Origin of the sequence: Roseicella sp. DB1501 (assembly GCF_013112485.1) — a bacterium.
Lineage (GTDB): Bacteria > Pseudomonadota > Alphaproteobacteria > Acetobacterales > Acetobacteraceae > Paracraurococcus.
In genome coordinates, this window is sequence record NZ_JABFHG010000007.1 from 257,079 (window position 1) to 272,578 (window position 15,500).

General features: G+C 68.8%; 25 protein-coding genes and 1 pseudogene. 2 read left to right on the top strand and 24 right to left on the bottom strand.

Annotated elements, in window-relative coordinates:
• Positions 1–6 precede the first annotated feature (6 nt).
• Positions 7–984, bottom strand: a complete 978-nt coding sequence (locus HJG45_RS15915; protein ID WP_171613082.1) for a cyclase family protein — start codon at positions 982–984, stop codon at positions 7–9.
• Between the two features lie 61 nt (positions 985–1,045).
• Between HJG45_RS15915 and HJG45_RS15920 the strand changes: the two genes are divergently transcribed.
• Positions 1,046–2,017 (top strand): tripartite tricarboxylate transporter substrate binding protein, encoded by a 972-nt coding sequence (locus HJG45_RS15920; protein WP_171613083.1) that lies wholly within the window; start codon positions 1,046–1,048, stop codon positions 2,015–2,017.
• A 6-nt stretch (positions 2,018–2,023) separates the two neighbouring features.
• Entirely contained in the window at positions 2,024–2,899 is an 876-nt protein-coding gene (locus HJG45_RS15925) for a DMT family transporter (protein ID WP_171613084.1), read from the top strand.
• An 85-nt stretch (positions 2,900–2,984) separates the two neighbouring features.
• Here HJG45_RS15925 and rplQ read toward each other — a convergent pair whose 3' ends face one another.
• The 23 genes and pseudogenes from rplQ to rplB form a co-directional block, all read right to left on the bottom strand.
• A complete protein-coding gene (gene rplQ, locus HJG45_RS15930) occupies positions 2,985–3,410 on the bottom strand; it encodes a 50S ribosomal protein L17 (protein WP_171613085.1) in 426 nt (141 codons plus the stop codon).
• Between the two features lie 75 nt (positions 3,411–3,485).
• Positions 3,486–4,502, bottom strand: a complete 1,017-nt coding sequence (locus HJG45_RS15935; protein WP_368040611.1) for a DNA-directed RNA polymerase subunit alpha — start codon at positions 4,500–4,502, stop codon at positions 3,486–3,488.
• Between the two features lie 41 nt (positions 4,503–4,543).
• Positions 4,544–4,941 (bottom strand): annotated as a pseudogene (gene rpsK / locus HJG45_RS15940) (30S ribosomal protein S11); the annotation flags it as partial.
• A 5-nt stretch (positions 4,942–4,946) separates the two neighbouring features.
• Positions 4,947–5,324: a 30S ribosomal protein S13 gene (rpsM, locus tag HJG45_RS15945; protein ID WP_171613087.1), complete on the bottom strand. Its 378-nt coding sequence runs from the start codon at positions 5,322–5,324 to the stop codon at positions 4,947–4,949.
• A gap of 224 nt (positions 5,325–5,548) precedes the next feature.
• On the bottom strand, positions 5,549–6,211 hold the full coding sequence (locus tag HJG45_RS15950; protein ID WP_171613088.1) for an adenylate kinase: 663 nt from the start codon (positions 6,209–6,211) through the stop codon (positions 5,549–5,551).
• A gap of 180 nt (positions 6,212–6,391) precedes the next feature.
• The gene (gene secY, locus HJG45_RS15955; protein WP_171613089.1) at positions 6,392–7,750 is read right to left on the bottom strand and encodes a preprotein translocase subunit SecY; all 1,359 of its coding nucleotides are present in this window, start codon (positions 7,748–7,750) and stop codon (positions 6,392–6,394) included.
• 220 nt (positions 7,751–7,970) lie between these two features.
• A complete protein-coding gene (rplO, locus tag HJG45_RS15960) occupies positions 7,971–8,462 on the bottom strand; it encodes a 50S ribosomal protein L15 (RefSeq protein ID WP_171613090.1) in 492 nt (163 codons plus the stop codon).
• A 1-nt stretch (position 8,463) separates the two neighbouring features.
• The gene (gene rpmD, locus HJG45_RS15965) at positions 8,464–8,649 is read right to left on the bottom strand and encodes a 50S ribosomal protein L30 (protein WP_171613091.1); all 186 of its coding nucleotides are present in this window, start codon (positions 8,647–8,649) and stop codon (positions 8,464–8,466) included.
• Complete coding sequence (gene rpsE, locus HJG45_RS15970) at positions 8,642–9,289, bottom strand: 30S ribosomal protein S5 (RefSeq protein WP_171613092.1); 648 nt, start codon at positions 9,287–9,289, stop codon at positions 8,642–8,644. Before rpsE ends, rpmD begins: the two co-directional genes overlap by 8 nt.
• Positions 9,290–9,301: 12 nt before the next feature.
• Entirely contained in the window at positions 9,302–9,664 is a 363-nt protein-coding gene (gene rplR / locus HJG45_RS15975; protein WP_171613093.1) for a 50S ribosomal protein L18, read from the bottom strand.
• The gene (gene rplF, locus HJG45_RS15980; protein WP_171613094.1) at positions 9,664–10,197 is read right to left on the bottom strand and encodes a 50S ribosomal protein L6; all 534 of its coding nucleotides are present in this window, start codon (positions 10,195–10,197) and stop codon (positions 9,664–9,666) included. Before rplF ends, rplR begins: the two co-directional genes overlap by 1 nt.
• Before the next feature lie 14 nt (positions 10,198–10,211).
• Positions 10,212–10,610 (bottom strand): 30S ribosomal protein S8, encoded by a 399-nt coding sequence (rpsH, locus tag HJG45_RS15985; RefSeq protein WP_171613095.1) that lies wholly within the window; start codon positions 10,608–10,610, stop codon positions 10,212–10,214.
• A gap of 12 nt (positions 10,611–10,622) precedes the next feature.
• On the bottom strand, positions 10,623–10,928 hold the full coding sequence (gene rpsN / locus HJG45_RS15990) for a 30S ribosomal protein S14 (RefSeq protein WP_171613096.1): 306 nt from the start codon (positions 10,926–10,928) through the stop codon (positions 10,623–10,625).
• A 56-nt stretch (positions 10,929–10,984) separates the two neighbouring features.
• Positions 10,985–11,653: a 50S ribosomal protein L5 gene (gene rplE, locus HJG45_RS15995; protein ID WP_171613097.1), complete on the bottom strand. Its 669-nt coding sequence runs from the start codon at positions 11,651–11,653 to the stop codon at positions 10,985–10,987.
• Positions 11,650–11,970: a 50S ribosomal protein L24 gene (gene rplX / locus HJG45_RS16000; protein ID WP_171613098.1), complete on the bottom strand. Its 321-nt coding sequence runs from the start codon at positions 11,968–11,970 to the stop codon at positions 11,650–11,652. The genes rplE and rplX overlap by 4 nt, the downstream gene beginning before the upstream one ends.
• 4 nt (positions 11,971–11,974) lie before the next feature.
• Positions 11,975–12,343, bottom strand: a complete 369-nt coding sequence (gene rplN / locus HJG45_RS16005) for a 50S ribosomal protein L14 (protein WP_111470101.1) — start codon at positions 12,341–12,343, stop codon at positions 11,975–11,977.
• A gap of 11 nt (positions 12,344–12,354) precedes the next feature.
• Positions 12,355–12,624 (bottom strand): 30S ribosomal protein S17, encoded by a 270-nt coding sequence (rpsQ, locus tag HJG45_RS16010; RefSeq protein WP_171613099.1) that lies wholly within the window; start codon positions 12,622–12,624, stop codon positions 12,355–12,357.
• Positions 12,625–12,640: 16 nt separating this feature from the next.
• On the bottom strand, positions 12,641–12,856 hold the full coding sequence (gene rpmC, locus HJG45_RS16015; RefSeq protein WP_171613100.1) for a 50S ribosomal protein L29: 216 nt from the start codon (positions 12,854–12,856) through the stop codon (positions 12,641–12,643).
• Between the two features lie 4 nt (positions 12,857–12,860).
• A complete protein-coding gene (gene rplP / locus HJG45_RS16020) occupies positions 12,861–13,280 on the bottom strand; it encodes a 50S ribosomal protein L16 (protein WP_111470104.1) in 420 nt (139 codons plus the stop codon).
• Positions 13,281–13,293: 13 nt separating this feature from the next.
• Positions 13,294–13,971, bottom strand: coding sequence for a 30S ribosomal protein S3 (gene rpsC / locus HJG45_RS16025; protein ID WP_171613101.1), 678 nt, complete (start codon positions 13,969–13,971; stop codon positions 13,294–13,296).
• Between the two features lies 1 nt (position 13,972).
• Positions 13,973–14,374, bottom strand: a complete 402-nt coding sequence (rplV, locus tag HJG45_RS16030; protein WP_171613102.1) for a 50S ribosomal protein L22 — start codon at positions 14,372–14,374, stop codon at positions 13,973–13,975.
• Positions 14,375–14,378: 4 nt separating this feature from the next.
• Entirely contained in the window at positions 14,379–14,657 is a 279-nt protein-coding gene (rpsS, locus tag HJG45_RS16035) for a 30S ribosomal protein S19 (RefSeq protein WP_171613103.1), read from the bottom strand.
• Between the two features lie 5 nt (positions 14,658–14,662).
• Positions 14,663–15,499 carry a 50S ribosomal protein L2 gene (gene rplB / locus HJG45_RS16040; RefSeq protein WP_111470108.1) on the bottom strand — a complete coding sequence of 279 codons (837 nt, stop codon included), beginning with the start codon at positions 15,497–15,499 and terminating at the stop codon, positions 14,663–14,665.
• Between the last annotated feature and the right edge of the window lies 1 nt (position 15,500).

Here is a 15,500-nt window from a genome sequence, read left to right on the forward strand (position 1 = left end):
CCAGCATCAGCGGATCACCAGCGCATTCCCTGGCGAGCCGATGCCGCCGCGCAGATGCAGCGGCGCGGCCGTGAAGAAGCCCGTGTAACGGCCGGAGGCGGCGCTGTCCGCGGCCAGTGCCTCGAAGTCGAAGAACTCGCCGATGACCAATCCGAGCCGGGCGATTCCCCAGTGCAACGTCGGCTTCCAGGGGAAATAGGGCCAGGTTTCCACCGTCGGGTTGTCGGCGCAGGTGGCGGCCACGCCCTGGTCCCAAAGGAAGCGCCACATATCCTCCCCGCCCGAGAGGCCGCTGTAATCCTGCCCCTTGTTGGTGCCGCGGATGAGATGGTCGCGCGCATCCAAATCCGGCGTGGCGCGGAAGGCCTCGAGCCAACCGGTGCGGACCAGCAGGATGTCGCCCGGCCGCAGGGCCACGCCCTCGGCGGCGAGGCAGGCGGCGAGGTCCTCGGCCGAGGCGCGACGGCCGCCGAGCGGCCCCCAGTCACGCCCTGTGGCGGCGAAATGCCGGGCGAGATCGGCCAGAACCGCGCGCCCGGCGATGCCGTGGCGGAGCGCCTTGTCGATGCCGTTGCGGCTTTCGGCGCCATGCACCACGGCGCTGAGCGGGGCGTGGTTGTAGAAGCCGTGGTAGGGATCGGCGAAATGGGACAGCCCATCCCACTGCGTGCTGCCCTGCAGCCAGAAGCTGTCCAGCCGGTCGTCGCGGATCAGCCGGCCCGGCTGCTCGTCGGCGATCAGCGTCGGGCTCGGCGCGGTCCGGCGGCGATGGCTGCCCTGATGCGTGGCGCCGAAGGGCTCGTCGAGCGGCAGGTTCAGGTTGAAGCGCCGGCCGTTGCGGATCTCGCTGGCCGCCGCGGCGACCGTCGCATCGGTGATGCGGTTCAGCGTGCCGATCTCATCCTCCGGCCCCCAAACGCCCCAGGCGAGCGGCAGGCCGGAGCCGTCATCGGGTCGGGGCAATTCGTCGTAGCATGGCGGCATTCTTGGCCTCATATCGCCGGCAGGTGACGGCGGATCGTGCCGCCAAGAAGGGAACGCCACAATGCATCCAACGCGACGCGGCCTGCTCTCGGCCGCCGGCGCCGTGCTCCTCGGCCCGGCGAGGCAGGCCCTTGCGGAGACCTGGCCGAGCCGGCCGATTCGCCTCGTGGTCCCCTTCGCCGCGGGCGGCGCCGCCGACAGCGCGGCACGGGCCATCACGCCGGCCATGGCGCAGCGCCTGGGCCAGAGCATCGTCGTCGAGAACCGCACCGGTGCCAGCGGCAGTGTCGGCGGCGGCGCGGTCGCCCAGGCCGCCCCGGATGGCTACACGCTGCTCTGGGACGCCTCCTCGCATCTGGTGAATCCGGCGCTGATGCGGAACCTGCCCTTCGACTACGCCCGCTTCACGCCTGTCTCGCTGGTGGTGAGCTTCCCCGGCGTGCTGGCGGTGAAGCAGGATTTCCCGGCGCGCAGCGTCGCGGAGTTCGTCGCGCTGGCCAAGGAGAAGCCCGGCACGATCAGCGTCGGCACCCAGGGCAATGCCACGGCGGGGCATATCGGCCTGCTGCAATTCTGCCGCCGGGCCGGGATCGAGGTGATCCACGCCCCCTATCGCGGCGGGGCGGAGGCGGCGCGCGACCTGGCCGCCGGCTCGATCGACGCGGTCTTCATCACCACGGTCAGCGCCGGCCCCATCGTCGATAGCGGCCGCGCCCGCTTCCTGGCGGTGACGACGGCGGCGCGCGTCCCGAGCCGAGCCGAGGTGCCGACCCTGTCCGAGAGCGGCTTCCCGGGCTTCGAGTCCAGCGAATGGGCGGCGCTGTTCGGGCCGCACGGCCTGCCCGCACCCATCGTCGGCGGGCTGCACCAGGCGCTCGTCGCGGCGCTGGCCGAGGAGGGGGTGAAACAGCGCCTGACGCAGATCGGCGCGGTGCCGGTCGGCAGCGCGCCGACGGATTTCGCGCGCTTCGTGGCGGAGGGCCGGGCGCAGATGGCGAGCTTGGTGAAGGAGGCGGGCATCCGGCTGGATTGATCCCCCATGCCCTTCGATAGCGGCCTTGCGCCGCGCGGCCATGCCGCCGGCATCCTGCTGATGCTCGCCGCGGTGCTCCTCTTCTCGCTGAACGACGTGCTCGGCAAATGGCTGGTCGCCAGCTACGCGGTCGGGCAGGTGCTGGTGCTGCGCAGCCTGGCCGCGCTCACCGCGCTCTCGCCGCTCGCCTGGCAGCGGCTGCGGCGGGCGCGGTTCCGGGTGGAGCGGCCAGGCCTGCAGATCCTGCGCGTCGCGCTCGGCGCCGGTGAGTCAGCCTGCTTCTACTGGTCCGTCGGCCATATGCCGCTCGCCGATGCCATGACCTACTGGATGGCGGCGCCGGTCATGGTGGCCGGGCTGGCCGCGTTGCTGCTCGGCGAGCGGGTGGATGCGCGGCGCGGGGCGCTGGTGCTGCTCGGCTTCGCGGGCGTCGCCATCGCGCTCGGTGCCGATTTCAACGGACCGCTGCTGCCCTCCCTGGTCGCGCTCGGCGGCGCGCTGCTCTACGCGCTGTTCCTGCTGTGCAGCCGGCAGCTGCGGGAGACGCCGGATGCCCTGCTCGCCACCTTCCAGATGCTCGGCGGGCTCGCCCTCGGCCTGGTGCTACTCGGCTTCAGCGGCTGGCGCGCGCCCGGCCTGACGGATCTAGTCCTGCTGCTGCTGCTCGGCTTGGCGGCGACGCTCGGCCATGTCGGCGTGACCCGGGCGCTGAAGCTGGCGCCGGCCTCCGTGGTGGTGCCTTACCAGTACAGCTTCCTGCTCTGGGCAGCGTTCTTCGGCTGGCTTGTCTGGGGCGACCTGCCGGGCGCCGAGATGCTGGCCGGCGCGGCGCTCATCGTCGCCGCGGGGCTGCTGCTCTACCGGGTGCAGCGGCGCGGCTGATGCCGGCGGCCCCATATGCGAACGGGGCGGCAGGTTGCCCCGCCGCCCCGTCCCGCTCATCCATGCTCCGTGGCGGAGCCGGGGATCAGGCTGCCGCCTGCTCCTCCTCCACCGCCTCGGGCTTCGGGCCGCTATCCTGGCCCTTCGCCGCGGCGTCGCGATCCACCAGCTCGATCACCGCCATGGTTGCGGCATCACCATAGCGCATGCCGGCCTTCAGCACGCGGGTATAGCCGCCGTTGCGGGCCTTGTAGCGCTCGGCGATGGTGGTGAAGAGCTTGTCCACCACCTTCTCGTCCATGATCTGCGCATAGGCCTGACGCCGCGCATGCAGGCCGCCGCGTTTGCCGAGGGTGATGATGCGCTCCACGTAGGGACGCAGCTCCTTCGCCTTCGGCAGGGTGGTGGTGATCTGCTCGTGCTTCAGCAGGCTGGTCGCCATGTTGCGGAACATGGCGATCCGGTGGGCGGAGGTGACGCCGAGCTTCCGGCCGGCAAGTCCGTGACGCATTTTTCCCAGTTCCCAGGTTGCCGGCGGAGCGGCTCACTCATCGAACATTCGTGGCGCCGGAAGGCACCGTTCCTCTCAGAACGGCTCTTCCAGCTTCTTGGCGAGATCCTCGATATTCTCCGGCGGCCAGCCCGTGACGGTCATCCCGAGGCCGAGGCCCATGGAGGCGAGGACCTCCTTGATCTCGTTCAGCGACTTGCGGCCGAAGTTCGGCGTGCGGAGCATCTCCTGCTCCGTCTTCTGCACCAGGTCGCCGATATAGACGATGTTGTCGTTCTTCAGGCAGTTCGCCGAACGGACCGACAGTTCGAGCTCGTCGACCTTGCGGAGCAGGTTACGGTTGAAGGGCAGGTCGTCCCGCTCCTCCTCCACCTTGCGCTCGCGCGGCTCGTCGAAGTTGATGAAGAGCTGCAGCTGGTCCTGCAGGATGCGGGCGGCGAGCGCCACGGCATCCTCCGGCGCGACCGTGCCGTCCGTCTCGACATTCAGGACGAGCTTGTCGTAATCGGTCACCTGGCCGACGCGGGTCGGCTCGACGCGATAGGCGACGCGGCGGACCGGCGAGTAGATGGCATCGACCGGGATCAGCCCGATCGGCGCATCCTCGGGCCGGTTCTGCGCGGCGGGGACATAGCCCTTGCCGGTGTTGACGGTCAGCTCCATCGACAGCTTGGCGCCGTCGTCGAGCGTGCAGATCACCAGGTCGGGGTTGGAGACCTCGATATCGCCCGTCGTCTGGATCTGGCCGGCGGTCACCTCGCCCGGGCCGGTCGCGTTGAGCTGGAGCCGCTTCGGCCCCTCGCCCTGCATCCGGATGGCGAGCTGCTTCACGTTGAGGACGAGGTCGGTGACATCCTCACGCACGCCCTGGATGCTGCTGAACTCGTGCAGCACGCCGTCGATGCGGATGGCAGTCACGGCCGCACCCTGCAGCGAGGACAGCAGCACACGACGCAGCGCATTGCCGAGCGTCATGCCGAAGCCACGCTCCAGCGGCTCGGCCACGATGGTCGCGACGCGCTCCGGATCCGCTCCGGCATCGACCTCGAGCTTCTCCGGACGAATCAGCGACCGCCAATTCCTCTCGATCACCTGCATCTCCTTGCGGCCCCTTCCCGGATCCGTGGCGCCGCTCAGACGCGGCGACGCTTGCGGGGACGGCAGCCGTTGTGCGGGATCGGCGTCACGTCGCGGATCGCGGTGACGTAGAAACCGACTGCCTGCAATGCGCGCAGCGCCGACTCACGTCCCGAACCCGGGCCGCTCACCATGATCTCGAGCTGCTCCATCCCGTGCTCGCGCGCCTTGCGGCCGGCATCCTCGGCCGCGACCTGCGCCGCATAGGGGGTGGACTTCCGGCTGCCCTTGAAGCCCTGGCTGCCCGAGGACGACCAAGCGATCGCGTTGCCTTGGGCGTCCGTGATCGTCACGATGGTGTTGTTGAAGGAGGCCAGCACATGCGCCACGCCGGTGGCGATGTTCTTGCGCTCCTTCTTGCGCGGCGCGCGGGAGCCGCCGCGGGGTTCGCGAGCCATCTTACTTCGTCACCTTCTTCTTGCCGGCGATCGGCACGGCCTTGCCCTTGCGCGTGCGGGCATTGGTGTGGGTGCGCTGCCCGCGGACCGGCAGACCCCGGCGGTGACGGAGGCCGCGATAGCAGGCCATGTCCATCAAACGCTTGATGTTCATCGCCACTTCGCGGCGCAGATCGCCTTCGACCCGGTATTCGCGGTCGATCAGCTCGCGGATCTTGAGGATCTCCTCATCCGTCAGCTGGTTGACGCGGCGCTCCTCCGGGATGCCGAGGGCCTGGCAGATCTCGAGAGCATTCTTCGGCCCAATGCCGTAGATGTAGCGCAGCGAGATCGGCACGCGCTTGTTCGTGGGAATGTTGACACCGGCGATGCGCGCCACTGCTCAGCTCCTGGAGCCTGTCGCTCCTGCTCGACACCGATGGACCGAGGCCACCCTGGCCCCTGCGCCCGATCGGCGAGGTGATCTCCGTTAAACCGACGAACGGCTAAGCGCGGCCAGGGCGGTCTGAAGGCCACCCCTGCCCGCGAGAGGCGCGGACTATAGCCACGCAACCCTGCCCGTCAACCCCAATCCGCTAGCCGGGTGGCCGGGGCCGACCCACGCTAGGCTTTCGGCGGCAGGGGCCCGAGAATGGCCTCGATCTGCCGCGCGACCTCGTCCATCTCGGCCATGCCGTCCACCACCCGCAGGATGCCCTTGGAGGCGTAATAGGGCAGCAGCGGCGCCGTCTGACGGTGATAGGCCTCAAGCCGGGAGGCGACGGTCGCGGCATTGTCGTCGGCCCGGCGGCTGAACTCGGTGCCGCCGCATTGGTCGCAGACCCCCTCGGCCCTGGGGCGCTTGAAGCTGTCGTGGTAGCCCTCGCCGCATTTGGCGCAGGTGAAGCGGCCGGAGATGCGCTCGACCAGCGCCGCGTCGTCCACCTGCAGCTCGATGACGTGCTCGAGCGGCATGGCCTTCTCCTTCAGCACCACGTCCAGGGCCTCGGCCTGCGGCACGGTGCGGGGAAAGCCATCCAGGATGAAGCCCTGCGCCAAGTCAGGCATGGAGACGCGGGCGGCCAGCATGGCGATGATGATGGCATCGGGCACCAGCTCGCCCCGCTCCATGATCGCCTTTGCCTGCTGACCAATCTCGCTGCCCGAGCGGACCTCGGCCCGCAGCATGTCGCCGGTGGAGATCTGCCTGAGGCCGTAGCGATCCTCCAGGCGTTTCGCCTGGGTTCCTTTGCCGGCGCCAGGCGGGCCCAGCAGGATCAGGTTCATACCCGTCTTCCCCCATCATCGCGCGACCGCCCCCATGCCGGCGCCCGCGCCTCCCAAACGGCCTCACCCGGCCGCCCAGAGGCGGCCTTGGGGCACATGCGATCCTAGAGCAGAAGCGCGGCGGCGCGGCACAGGCTTCTGCGGGCCGGCAGGCACTTGGGCCCGCCGCGCCGCTCCCGCTTACCGGCTGCGCGGCGCGCCGCGCCCACCCAGCCGGGCCTTGCGGATCAGCCCCTCATACTGGTGGGCGAAGAGATGCGACTGGACCTGCGCCACCGTATCCATGGTGACCGAGACGATGATGAGCAGGGAGGTGCCGCCGAAATAGAAGGGCACCCCGTAATTGCTGATCAGGATCTCCGGCAGGATGCAGACGAGGCAGAGATAGAGCGCGCCCACCGCGGTCAGCCGGGTCAGCACCCGGTCGAAATAATCCGCCGTGTTCTGCCCGGGCCGGATGCCCGGCACGAAGCCGCCATACTTCTTCAGGTTGTCCGCCGTCTCCACCGGGTTGAAGACCACCGCGGTGTAGAAGAAGGCGAAGAAGATGATGAGCGCCATGTAGAGCGCCATGTAGAGCGGCCGGCCATGCGCCAGCGCGTTCGCCACCGTCTGCAAGACGCCTTCCTGCGTCGGGTCGGCGGCGAAGCCGGCCACGGTTGCCGGCAGCAGCAGCAGGGAGGAGGCGAAGATCGGCGGGATGACGCCCGCGGTGTTCAGCTTGAGCGGCAGGTGCGTCGATTCGCCGCCGAACATGCGGTTGCCGACCTGGCGCTTCGGATACTGCACCGGGATCCGCCGCTGCGCCCGCTCCACGAAGACGACCAGGGCGATGACCCCGAGCGCCACCAGCAGGAAGAAGATGATGAAGACGGTCGAGAGCGCGCCGGTGCGGCCGAGTTCGAGGGTCGAGACCAGGGCATGCGGCAGGTTGGCGACGATGCCCGCGAAGATGATGAGCGAGATGCCGTTGCCGACGCCGCGGGCGGTGATCTGCTCGCCCAGCCACATCAGGAACATGGTGCCGCCGACCAGCGTGATGACGCAGGAAAGGCGGAAGAACATGCCCGGCTCATGCACCGCCGATCCGAAGCTGCCGCGCATGCTCTCGAGCCCGACGGCGATGCCCCAGGCCTGGAACATGGCGATGAAGACGGTGAGGTAGCGGGTGTACTGGTTCAGCTTCTTGCGTCCCGACTCGCCCTCCTTCTTCAGGGCCTCGAGCTGCGGGACGGCGGCGGACATCAGCTGGATGATGATGCTGGCCGAGATGTAGGGCATGATGTTCAGCGCGAACACCGTCATGCGGCCGAGCGCGCCGCCGGTGAACATGTCGAACATGCCGAGGATGCCGCCGCCATGCTGGGCCAGGATCTCGCCCATCACGGCGGCATCGACGCCCGGGACCGGCACATAGGTGCCCAGGCGGTAGACGATCAGTGCACCCAGGGTGAACCAGATGCGCTTCTTGAGCTCGGTGGCCTTGGACAGGACGCCGAGATTCAGATTGGCCGCGAGTTGTTCGGCGGCGGAGGCCATGGGATTGCGAACCCTCCACACGGCTGCGGCGCCCGCAACCAGGGAGGCATCCCCGGCCGTGGCGCCGCTGCCACGATTCCCTGTCTAGGTAGCCCCCGCCCCATGGGGCGGCAAGCAGGATACCCCGCCTAGAACCGCAGGGCCGTCCGTCGCGGCCGCGGCGTGGCCGTGAGCCCGGCCAGCGCCTGCGCCCGCAGACGAGCGGCCCTGCCGCGGCGCCTCAGCCTTCGGCCGGAGCCTCGGCGGGCTGGTTCAGCAAGGTCACGCTGCCCCCCGCCGCCTGCACCGCCGCGATCGCGGAGGCGGAGGCGCCGGAGACGGTGATCGTCACCGCGCGCTTGATCTCGCCTTGGCCAAGCAGGCGAACGCCGGCGAGACGCGTGCCGGTACGGACCACGCCCGCCTCGCGCAGCTTCGCCTCATCGATCGGCTCGCCCGCCGGCAACCGGCCGGACTCGATGGCGCGGTCGAGCGCGCCGAGGTTCAGCGGCGCATATTCCTTGCGGAACAGGTTGACGAAGCCCCGCTTCGGCAGACGCCGATAGATCGGCAGCTGGCCGCCCTCGAAGCCGTTCAGCGACACGCCCTCGCGCGCCTTCTGGCCCTTGACGCCCTTGCCGGAGGTCTTGCCCTTGCCCGAGCCGATGCCGCGGCCAAGGCGCTTGGCCTTGTACCGGGCGCCCGGATTGTCGCGCAACTCATTGAGCTTCATGTCAGTCTCCCACCTTCACCAGGTGGGCCACCTTGCGGATCATGCCACGGACCGCCGGCGTATCCTCCAGCTCCCGCGTACGATGCATCTTGTTGAGACCGAGGCCGATCAGCGTCTCGCGCTGACCAGGCTTGCGGCCGATCGGCGACCCGGTCTGGGTCACCTTCACGGTCTTCTTCTCAGACATTCGGGGCCTCCGCCGCCGCGGCCTCAGCCGCCGGCGCATCCTTGCGCGGGCCGAGCAGGTCCGAGACCTTCTTGCCGCGCCGCGAGGCGACGGCGCGCGGGCTGGTCGAACGCGTCAGCGCCGCGAAGGTCGCCTTGATCATGTTGTGCGGGTTGGTCGAGCCGGTGCACTTGGCGACGACGTCGCCCATGCCGAGCGTCTCGAACACCGCGCGCATCGGACCGCCGGCGATGATGCCGGTGCCCGCCGGGGCCGCCCGCAGGATGACCCGGCCGGCGCCGAACTCGCCGATCACGTCGTGATGCAGCGTCCGGCCTTCCCGCATCGGCACGCGGATCATGGTCCGCTTCGCCTGCTCGGTGGCCTTGCGGATCGCCTCCGGCACCTCGCGCGCCTTGCCCGCACCCCAGCCGACGCGGCCCTTCTGGTCGCCGACGACGACCAGCGCCGCGAAGCTGAAGCGACGGCCACCCTTCACGACCTTGGCGACGCGGTTGATGGTGACGAGCTTGTCCTTCAGCTCGTCGCCGTCCTGGCGCTCCTGCCGGTTGTCCCGCTCGCGGTCACGGCCGCGGCCGCGGCGACGATCGCCGCCCTCGCCGCCATGCTCGCCGCCACCGCCCCTCGGTTCACGTGCCATAGTTTCGGATCCTCAGAACGACAGCCCGCCCTCACGGGCGGCGTCGGCCAGGGCCTTGACCCGGCCATGGTACAGGTAGGGCCCGCGGTCGAAGACCACGGCCGTGACGCCGGCGGCGATCGCCCGCTCGGCCACGCGCTTGCCGACGACCACGGCGGCATCCTTGTCCGCCCCGGTCTTCAGGCTTTCGCGCAGCTCCTTTTCGAGCGTCGAGGCCGCGGCAAGGGTGCGGCCCTCGGCGTCGTCGATCACCTGCGCATAGATGTGGCGTCCGGAGCGGAACACGGAGAGCCGCGGCCGTCCACCGGACTTCAGCTTCAGCTGGTAGCGCAGCCGGGCGCGGCGGCGCTGCTGCAGTGCAAGCTTCTGGGCCATTACTTCTTCTTACCCTCCTTCCGGAGGATGACCTCGTTGTCGTAGCGCACGCCCTTGCCCTTGTAGGGCTCGGGACCGCGATAGGCCCGGATCTCGGCGGCCACCTGACCGACACGCTGCTTGTCGGCGCCGCTCACCTTGATGGCGGTCGGACGCTCGCAGACGATGCTGATCCCGGGCGGGATCGGGTAGCGCACCTCGTGGCTGAAGCCCAGGGCGAGGACCAGGTCCTTGCCCTGCACCGCGGCGCGATAGCCGGTACCGGTGATCTCCATGGACCTGGTGAAGCCCGTGGAGACGCCTGTGACCATGCCGTTGATCAGGCTGCGGGTCGTGCCCCACATGGTGCGGCTGCGGCGGTCGTCCCGCCGCGGCTTCACGGCCACCTGATTGGACTCGACCTCGACCTCGACATCGTCCGTGAGGTCGAGCTTGAGCTCGCCGTTCTTGCCCTTCGCCACGAGGGTCCGGCCTTGCAGCGCCACCTGGACGCCGGCCGGGACCGGGACGGGATACTTGCCGACGCGCGACATTCTTTGCCCCTCCCTCAGAACACGCGGCAGAGGACCTCGCCGCCAACATTGGCGACGCGGGCCTCGGTATCGCTCATCACGCCGCGCGGCGTGGACAGGATGGAGATGCCGAGCCCGTTGTAGAACTTCGGCAGCTCACGGATCTTGGAGTAGACCCGGCGGCCCGGCTTGGAGACGCGGGTGATCTCCTTGATCGCGGGCTCGCCCTCGGAATACTTCAGCTCGATCTCGATGTTGCGCACGCCGGGGCGCAGCTCCTCGACGCGCCAGGCCCGGATGTAGCCTTCACGCTTCAGGACATCGAGCACATCGGTCCGCAACCGGCTGGCGGGGGCGACGCAGCGCGTCTGCCGGGCCCGCTGGGCGTTGCGGATACGGGTGAGCATGTCCCCGAGCGGATCGGATAGCGACATGGCCAGCCCTCCTTACCAGCTCGCCTTGGTCAGGCCGGGAATCTGGCCGGTATTGGCCAGGTCCCGCAGCATGTTCCGGCTGAGCTTGAACTTGCGGTAGTTGCCGCGCGGGCGGCCGGTCAGCTCGCAACGCAGGCGAACGCGAACCTTCGCGCCGTTGCGAGGCAGCTGCGCCAGCTTGAGGGTCGCGTCGAAGCGATCCTCAACCGGCAGGCTGCGGTCCATCACGATGCCCTTCAGCGTGGCGCGCTTCGAAGCATGCGTCGCGGCGAGCTTCGCGCGACGCTTGTTCTTCTCGACTGCCGAAGTCTTGGCCATGCGGTTCTATCCTCCGGAACCTGCTCCCGGGCCTCGGCCCAGGCGGTCTTCCAAGATCAATTCTGGAAAGGAAGCTGGAACGCCTTCAGCAGCGCCTTCGCTTCCTTGTCGGTCTTCGCCGTGGTGACGAACTGGATGTCCATGCCACGCACCGTGTCCACCCGATCGTAGTTGATCTCGGGGAACACGATCTGCTCCTTCAGGCCCATGGCGTAGTTGCCCCGGCCATCGAAGCCGCGATTGCCCGGAATCCCGCGGAAGTCGCGGACGCGCGGCAGGGCCACGGTCACGAGACGATCGAGGAACTCGTACATCCGCGCCTTGCGCAGCGTCACCTTGCAGCCGATCGCCTGGCCTTCGCGGATCTTGAAGCCGGCAATCGCCTTCTTCGCCTTGGTCCGCACCGGCTTCTGGCCGGAGAGCGCCGTCAGGTCCGCGACCGCCGCGTCGAGCTTCTTCTGGTCGCCCGCCGCCTCGCCCACGCCCATGTTGATGACGATCTTCTCGAGCTTCGGCACTTCCATGGGGTTCTTGTAGCCGAACTCCTTGGCGAGCTCGGCGCGAACCACCTCGGTGTAGTACTGCGCCAGGCGCGGCTTCTCAGCCGGCGCCGCAGAGGCCTTGCCGGCCTTCGCCGCCACCGCCTGCACGCGGCCCTCGCCGCCACCTTCGGCGCGCTTCGGGGTCTCGGCCTTGCCGCCGGCCTTTTTCTTCGTGTCGCTCATGCGTCAAGCACCTCGCCCGAGGGCCTCGCCACGCGCACCTTCTTCCCGTCCCCAAGAAGCCGGAAACCCACGCGGGTCGGCTTGTCGGACTTCGGGTCGATCAGCGCCAGGTTGGAGAGGTGGATCGGCGCCTCCTTCTCCTGGATGCCGCCGGGTTGGTTGATCCCCTGCGGCTTGCGGTGACGCTTCACCATGTTCACGCCCTGCACCAGGGCACGGCTCTCCGTCGGGTTCACGGCGAGGACCTCGCCGCGCTTGCCCTTGTCCCGGCCCGTCAGAACCTGGACCCGGTCGCCCTTCTTGATCTTCGCGGCCATGGCCTTACAGGACCTCCGGCGCCAGCGAGATGATCTTCATGTACTTCCGCGCCCGCAGCTCGCGCACAACCGGCCCGAAGATGCGGGTGCCGATCGGCTCGCCCTGCTTGTTGATCAGCACCGCGGCGTTGTTGTCGAAGCGGATCGCCGTGCCGTCAACGCGCCGCACCGGATAGGCGGTGCGGACGATGACGGCGCGATGCACCTCGCCCTTCTTCACCTTGGCGCGCGGGATCGCCTCCTTGACGGAGACGACGATGATGTCGCCCACGCTCGCGGTCTTCCGCTTGGAGCCGCCCAGCACCTTGATGCACTGGACGCGGCGCGCGCCGGAGTTGTCCGCGACATCGAGGTTGGTCTCGGGATGGATCATCTAACCCTCCCTCAGCCCTGCACGGTCGCCGGCTCGGCGAGCGGTTGCCCGTTGCGCTCCACCACCGTCCAGGCCTTGCGCTTGGAGATCGGCGGGCACTCCTCGATCTGCACGACGTCGCCTTCCTTGCAGAGGTTGGCTTCGTCATGCGCGGCATAGCGCTTCGAACGCCGGATGAACTTCTTGTAGAGCGGGTGCATCACGCGACGCTCGACAAGGACGGTGACCGTCTTGTCCATCTTGTCGCTGACCACCCGGCCCGTGAGGACTCGCTTCGGCATCGCCGCCGGTCTCCCCTTAAGCCGTGGGTTGGGATGCTGCCGAGCGCTTGCGCTCGGACAGGACGAATTTGATGCGCGCGATGTCGCGGCGCACCACGCGGACGCGGCCGGTGGCCTCAAGCTGCCCGGTCGCGCGCTGGAAGCGCAGGTTGAACTGCTCCTTGCGCAGGTCAAGGAGCTGCGCCTGCAGCTCATCCGCGGTCTTGGCGCGGATGTCGGCGATCTTGGTCATGGCTTCAGGCCTCCGCGCCGAGGCGCTGCACGATCTTGGTCTTGATCGGCAGCTTGGCGGCGCCGAGCGTCAGCGCCTCCTTGGCGGTATCGACGGACACGCCGTCGATCTCGAACATGATGCGGCCGGGCTTGATCCGCGCCACCCAGTATTCCGGCGCGCCCTTACCAGAGCCCATGCGGACCTCGGCCGGCTTGGTCGAGACCGGGACATCGGGGAAGATCCGGATCCAGACGCGGCCCTGACGCTTCATGGCGCGGGTGATCGCGCGGCGCGCCGCCTCGATCTGCCGCGCGGTCACCCGCTCGGGCTCGAGCGCCTTCAGGCCGAAGCCACCGAAGGACAGGGTAAAGCCGCCTTTGGCGATACCCTTGATCCGGCCCTTATGGGCCTTGCGAAACGTCGTGCGCTTGGGTTGCAGCATCTCACTCTATCCCTCAGCGCTGCGGCGCCTGCTCGGCGGCGCGCTTGTCCTGCGCCATCGGGTCGTGCGCCAGGATCTCGCCCTTGAAGATCCAGACCTTCACGCCGCAGGTGCCGTAGGTGGTCTTCGCGGTCGCCGTGCCGAAATCGATATCCGCGCGCAGCGTGTGCAGCGGCACGCGCCCCTCGCGGTACCACTCCATGCGAGCGATCTCCGCCCCGCCGAGACGGCCGGAGCAATTGATTCGGATGCCGCCAGCGCCGAGGCGCATGGCGCTCTGCACCGCGCGCTTCATGGCGCGGCGGAAGGCCACCCGGCGCTCGAGCTGCTGGGCGATGTTCTCGGCCACCAGCGTCGCGTCGATCTCGGGCTTGCGGATCTCGACGATGTTCAGCGAGACCTCGGCCCCGGCGAGCTTCGCCAGGTCCTTGCGCAACACCTCGATATCGGCGCCCTTCTTGCCGATGACGACGCCCGGCCGCGCGGCGTGAATGGTCACGCGCGGCTTCTTGGCCGGACGCTCGATCACCACACGGGAGACGCCAGCGCCCTTCAGCCGCGTACGCAGCTTGTCGCGGAGCTTCAGGTCCTCGTGCAGCAGCTTCGAGTAGTCCGCATCGGCGAACCAGCGGCTGTCCCAGGTCCGGTTGATGCCGAGCCGGAAGCCGATCGGATTGACTTTGTGACCCATGTTACGCGGCCTCCTGCTCGGCCGTGGCGACCGCCTGCTGCTCGGCCACGACGATCGTCAGATGGCTGAACCACTTCTCGACCCGGGCGGCGCGGCCGCGGCCACGGGCGTGGAAGCGCTTCATCACCTGGGACCGGCCGACCTCGACTCGCGAGACCACGAGCTGGTCGACATCCAGCTGATGGTTGTTCTCGGCGTTGGCGATCGCGCTCTCCAGCGTCTTCTTCACCGTCTGCGCGATGCGGCGCTTGCTGAAGGTCAGCGTGGCCACGGCATCGGAGGCGGTCCGGCCGCGGATCAGCCCCGCGGCCAGGCTCAGCTTGCGCGGCGAGACGCGGATGTTGCGCGTCACAGCCTGCGCCTCGGTCTCGGCGAGCGAGCGTTCGTGCTTCGGCTTGCTCATCGGATCAGCCCCGCTTGGCCTTCTTGTCGGCGCTATGGCCGGTGAAGGTCCGGGTCGGCGAGAACTCGCCGAACTTGTGGCCGACCATGTTCTCCGAGACCTGCACCGGGATGAACTTCTTCCCGTTGTAGACCCCGAAGGTCAGGCCGACGAACTGCGGCAGGATCGTGCTGCGGCGCGACCAGATCCGGATGATCTCGTTGCGCGTCGAGGCACGGGCGGCTTCCGCCTTGTTGAGCAGGTAGCCGTCCACGAACGGCCCCTTCCATACGCTGCGCGGCATCGCGATCAGCCCTTCGTCGCGTGGCGGCGCCGGATGATGAGCCGGTCGGTCCGCTTGTTGTTGCGCGTCTTCGCACCTTTGGTCGGCTTGCCCCAGGGGGTCACCGGATGGCGGCCACCGCTGGTCCGGCCCTCACCACCGCCATGCGGATGGTCGACCGGGTTCATGACGACGCCGCGGTTGTGCGGGCGGCGGCCCAGCCAGCGCGAGCGGCCAGCCTTGCCGATCTGCTGGTTGGAATTGTCCGGGTTGGACACGGCACCGATCGTCGCCATGCATTCGGCGCGCACCGTGCGGAGTTCGCCCGACATCAGCTTGATCTGCGCATAGCCGGCATCCTTGCCGACCAGCTGCACATAGGTCCCAGCCGAGCGCGCGATTTTGCCGCCCGCCCCCGGCTTCATCTCCACATTGTGGATGATGGTGCCGACAGGGATGGCGGCCATCGGCATGGCGTTGCCCGGCTTGATGTCGGCGCGCTCGGCGGCCACCACCTGATCGCCAGCCTTCAGGCGCTGCGGCGCGATGATGTAGGCGAGCTCGCCATCGGCATATTTCAGCAACGCGATCCAGGCAGTGCGGTTGGGATCGTATTCCAGCCGCTCCACCGTCGCCGCCACGCCGAGCTTGGTGCGGCGCTTGAAGTCGACGATGCGATAGGTCTGCTTGTGTCCGCCGCCCCGGAAACGCACCGTGGTGCGGCCATGGTTGTTGCGGCCGCCGGAGGAGTGCTTGCCCTCCGTCAGCTGCTTGACCGGCGCGCCCTTCCAGAGCTCGTCGCGCTTGACGAGGATGGTTCCGCGCAGGCTCGGGGTGACCGGGTTGAAGTTCTTCAGCGCCATG

Bases quoted from the DNA above. Each gene is read 5' to 3' on its own strand.
- HJG45_RS15915 (WP_171613082.1), bottom strand. From the start codon at position 984: ATGCCGCCATGCTACGACGAATTGCCCCGACCCGATGACGGCTCCGGC.
- HJG45_RS15920 (WP_171613083.1), top strand. From the start codon at position 1,046: ATGCATCCAACGCGACGCGGCCTGCTCTCGGCCGCCGGCGCCGTGCTC.
- HJG45_RS15925 (WP_171613084.1), top strand. From the start codon at position 2,024: ATGCCCTTCGATAGCGGCCTTGCGCCGCGCGGCCATGCCGCCGGCATC.
- rplQ (WP_171613085.1), bottom strand. From the start codon at position 3,410: ATGCGTCACGGACTTGCCGGCCGGAAGCTCGGCGTCACCTCCGCCCAC.
- HJG45_RS15950 (WP_171613088.1), bottom strand. From the start codon at position 6,211: ATGAACCTGATCCTGCTGGGCCCGCCTGGCGCCGGCAAAGGAACCCAG.
- secY (WP_171613089.1), bottom strand. From the start codon at position 7,750: ATGGCCTCCGCCGCCGAACAACTCGCGGCCAATCTGAATCTCGGCGTC.
- rplO (WP_171613090.1), bottom strand. From the start codon at position 8,462: ATGAAGCTCAATGAGTTGCGCGACAATCCGGGCGCCCGGTACAAGGCC.
- rpmD (WP_171613091.1), bottom strand. From the start codon at position 8,649: ATGTCTGAGAAGAAGACCGTGAAGGTGACCCAGACCGGGTCGCCGATC.
- rpsE (WP_171613092.1), bottom strand. From the start codon at position 9,289: ATGGCACGTGAACCGAGGGGCGGTGGCGGCGAGCATGGCGGCGAGGGC.
- rplR (WP_171613093.1), bottom strand. From the start codon at position 9,664: ATGGCCCAGAAGCTTGCACTGCAGCAGCGCCGCCGCGCCCGGCTGCGC.
- rplF (WP_171613094.1), bottom strand. From the start codon at position 10,197: ATGTCGCGCGTCGGCAAGTATCCCGTCCCGGTCCCGGCCGGCGTCCAG.
- rpsH (WP_171613095.1), bottom strand. From the start codon at position 10,610: ATGTCGCTATCCGATCCGCTCGGGGACATGCTCACCCGTATCCGCAAC.
- rpsN (WP_171613096.1), bottom strand. From the start codon at position 10,928: ATGGCCAAGACTTCGGCAGTCGAGAAGAACAAGCGTCGCGCGAAGCTC.
- rplE (WP_171613097.1), bottom strand. From the start codon at position 11,653: ATGAGCGACACGAAGAAAAAGGCCGGCGGCAAGGCCGAGACCCCGAAG.
- rplX (WP_171613098.1), bottom strand. From the start codon at position 11,970: ATGGCCGCGAAGATCAAGAAGGGCGACCGGGTCCAGGTTCTGACGGGC.
- rplN (WP_111470101.1), bottom strand. From the start codon at position 12,343: ATGATCCATCCCGAGACCAACCTCGATGTCGCGGACAACTCCGGCGCG.
- rpsQ (WP_171613099.1), bottom strand. From the start codon at position 12,624: ATGCCGAAGCGAGTCCTCACGGGCCGGGTGGTCAGCGACAAGATGGAC.
- rpmC (WP_171613100.1), bottom strand. From the start codon at position 12,856: ATGACCAAGATCGCCGACATCCGCGCCAAGACCGCGGATGAGCTGCAG.
- rplP (WP_111470104.1), bottom strand. From the start codon at position 13,280: ATGCTGCAACCCAAGCGCACGACGTTTCGCAAGGCCCATAAGGGCCGG.
- rpsC (WP_171613101.1), bottom strand. From the start codon at position 13,971: ATGGGTCACAAAGTCAATCCGATCGGCTTCCGGCTCGGCATCAACCGG.
- rplV (WP_171613102.1), bottom strand. From the start codon at position 14,374: ATGAGCAAGCCGAAGCACGAACGCTCGCTCGCCGAGACCGAGGCGCAG.
- rpsS (WP_171613103.1), bottom strand. From the start codon at position 14,657: ATGCCGCGCAGCGTATGGAAGGGGCCGTTCGTGGACGGCTACCTGCTC.
- rplB (WP_111470108.1), bottom strand. From the start codon at position 15,499: ATGGCGCTGAAGAACTTCAACCCGGTCACCCCGAGCCTGCGCGGAACC.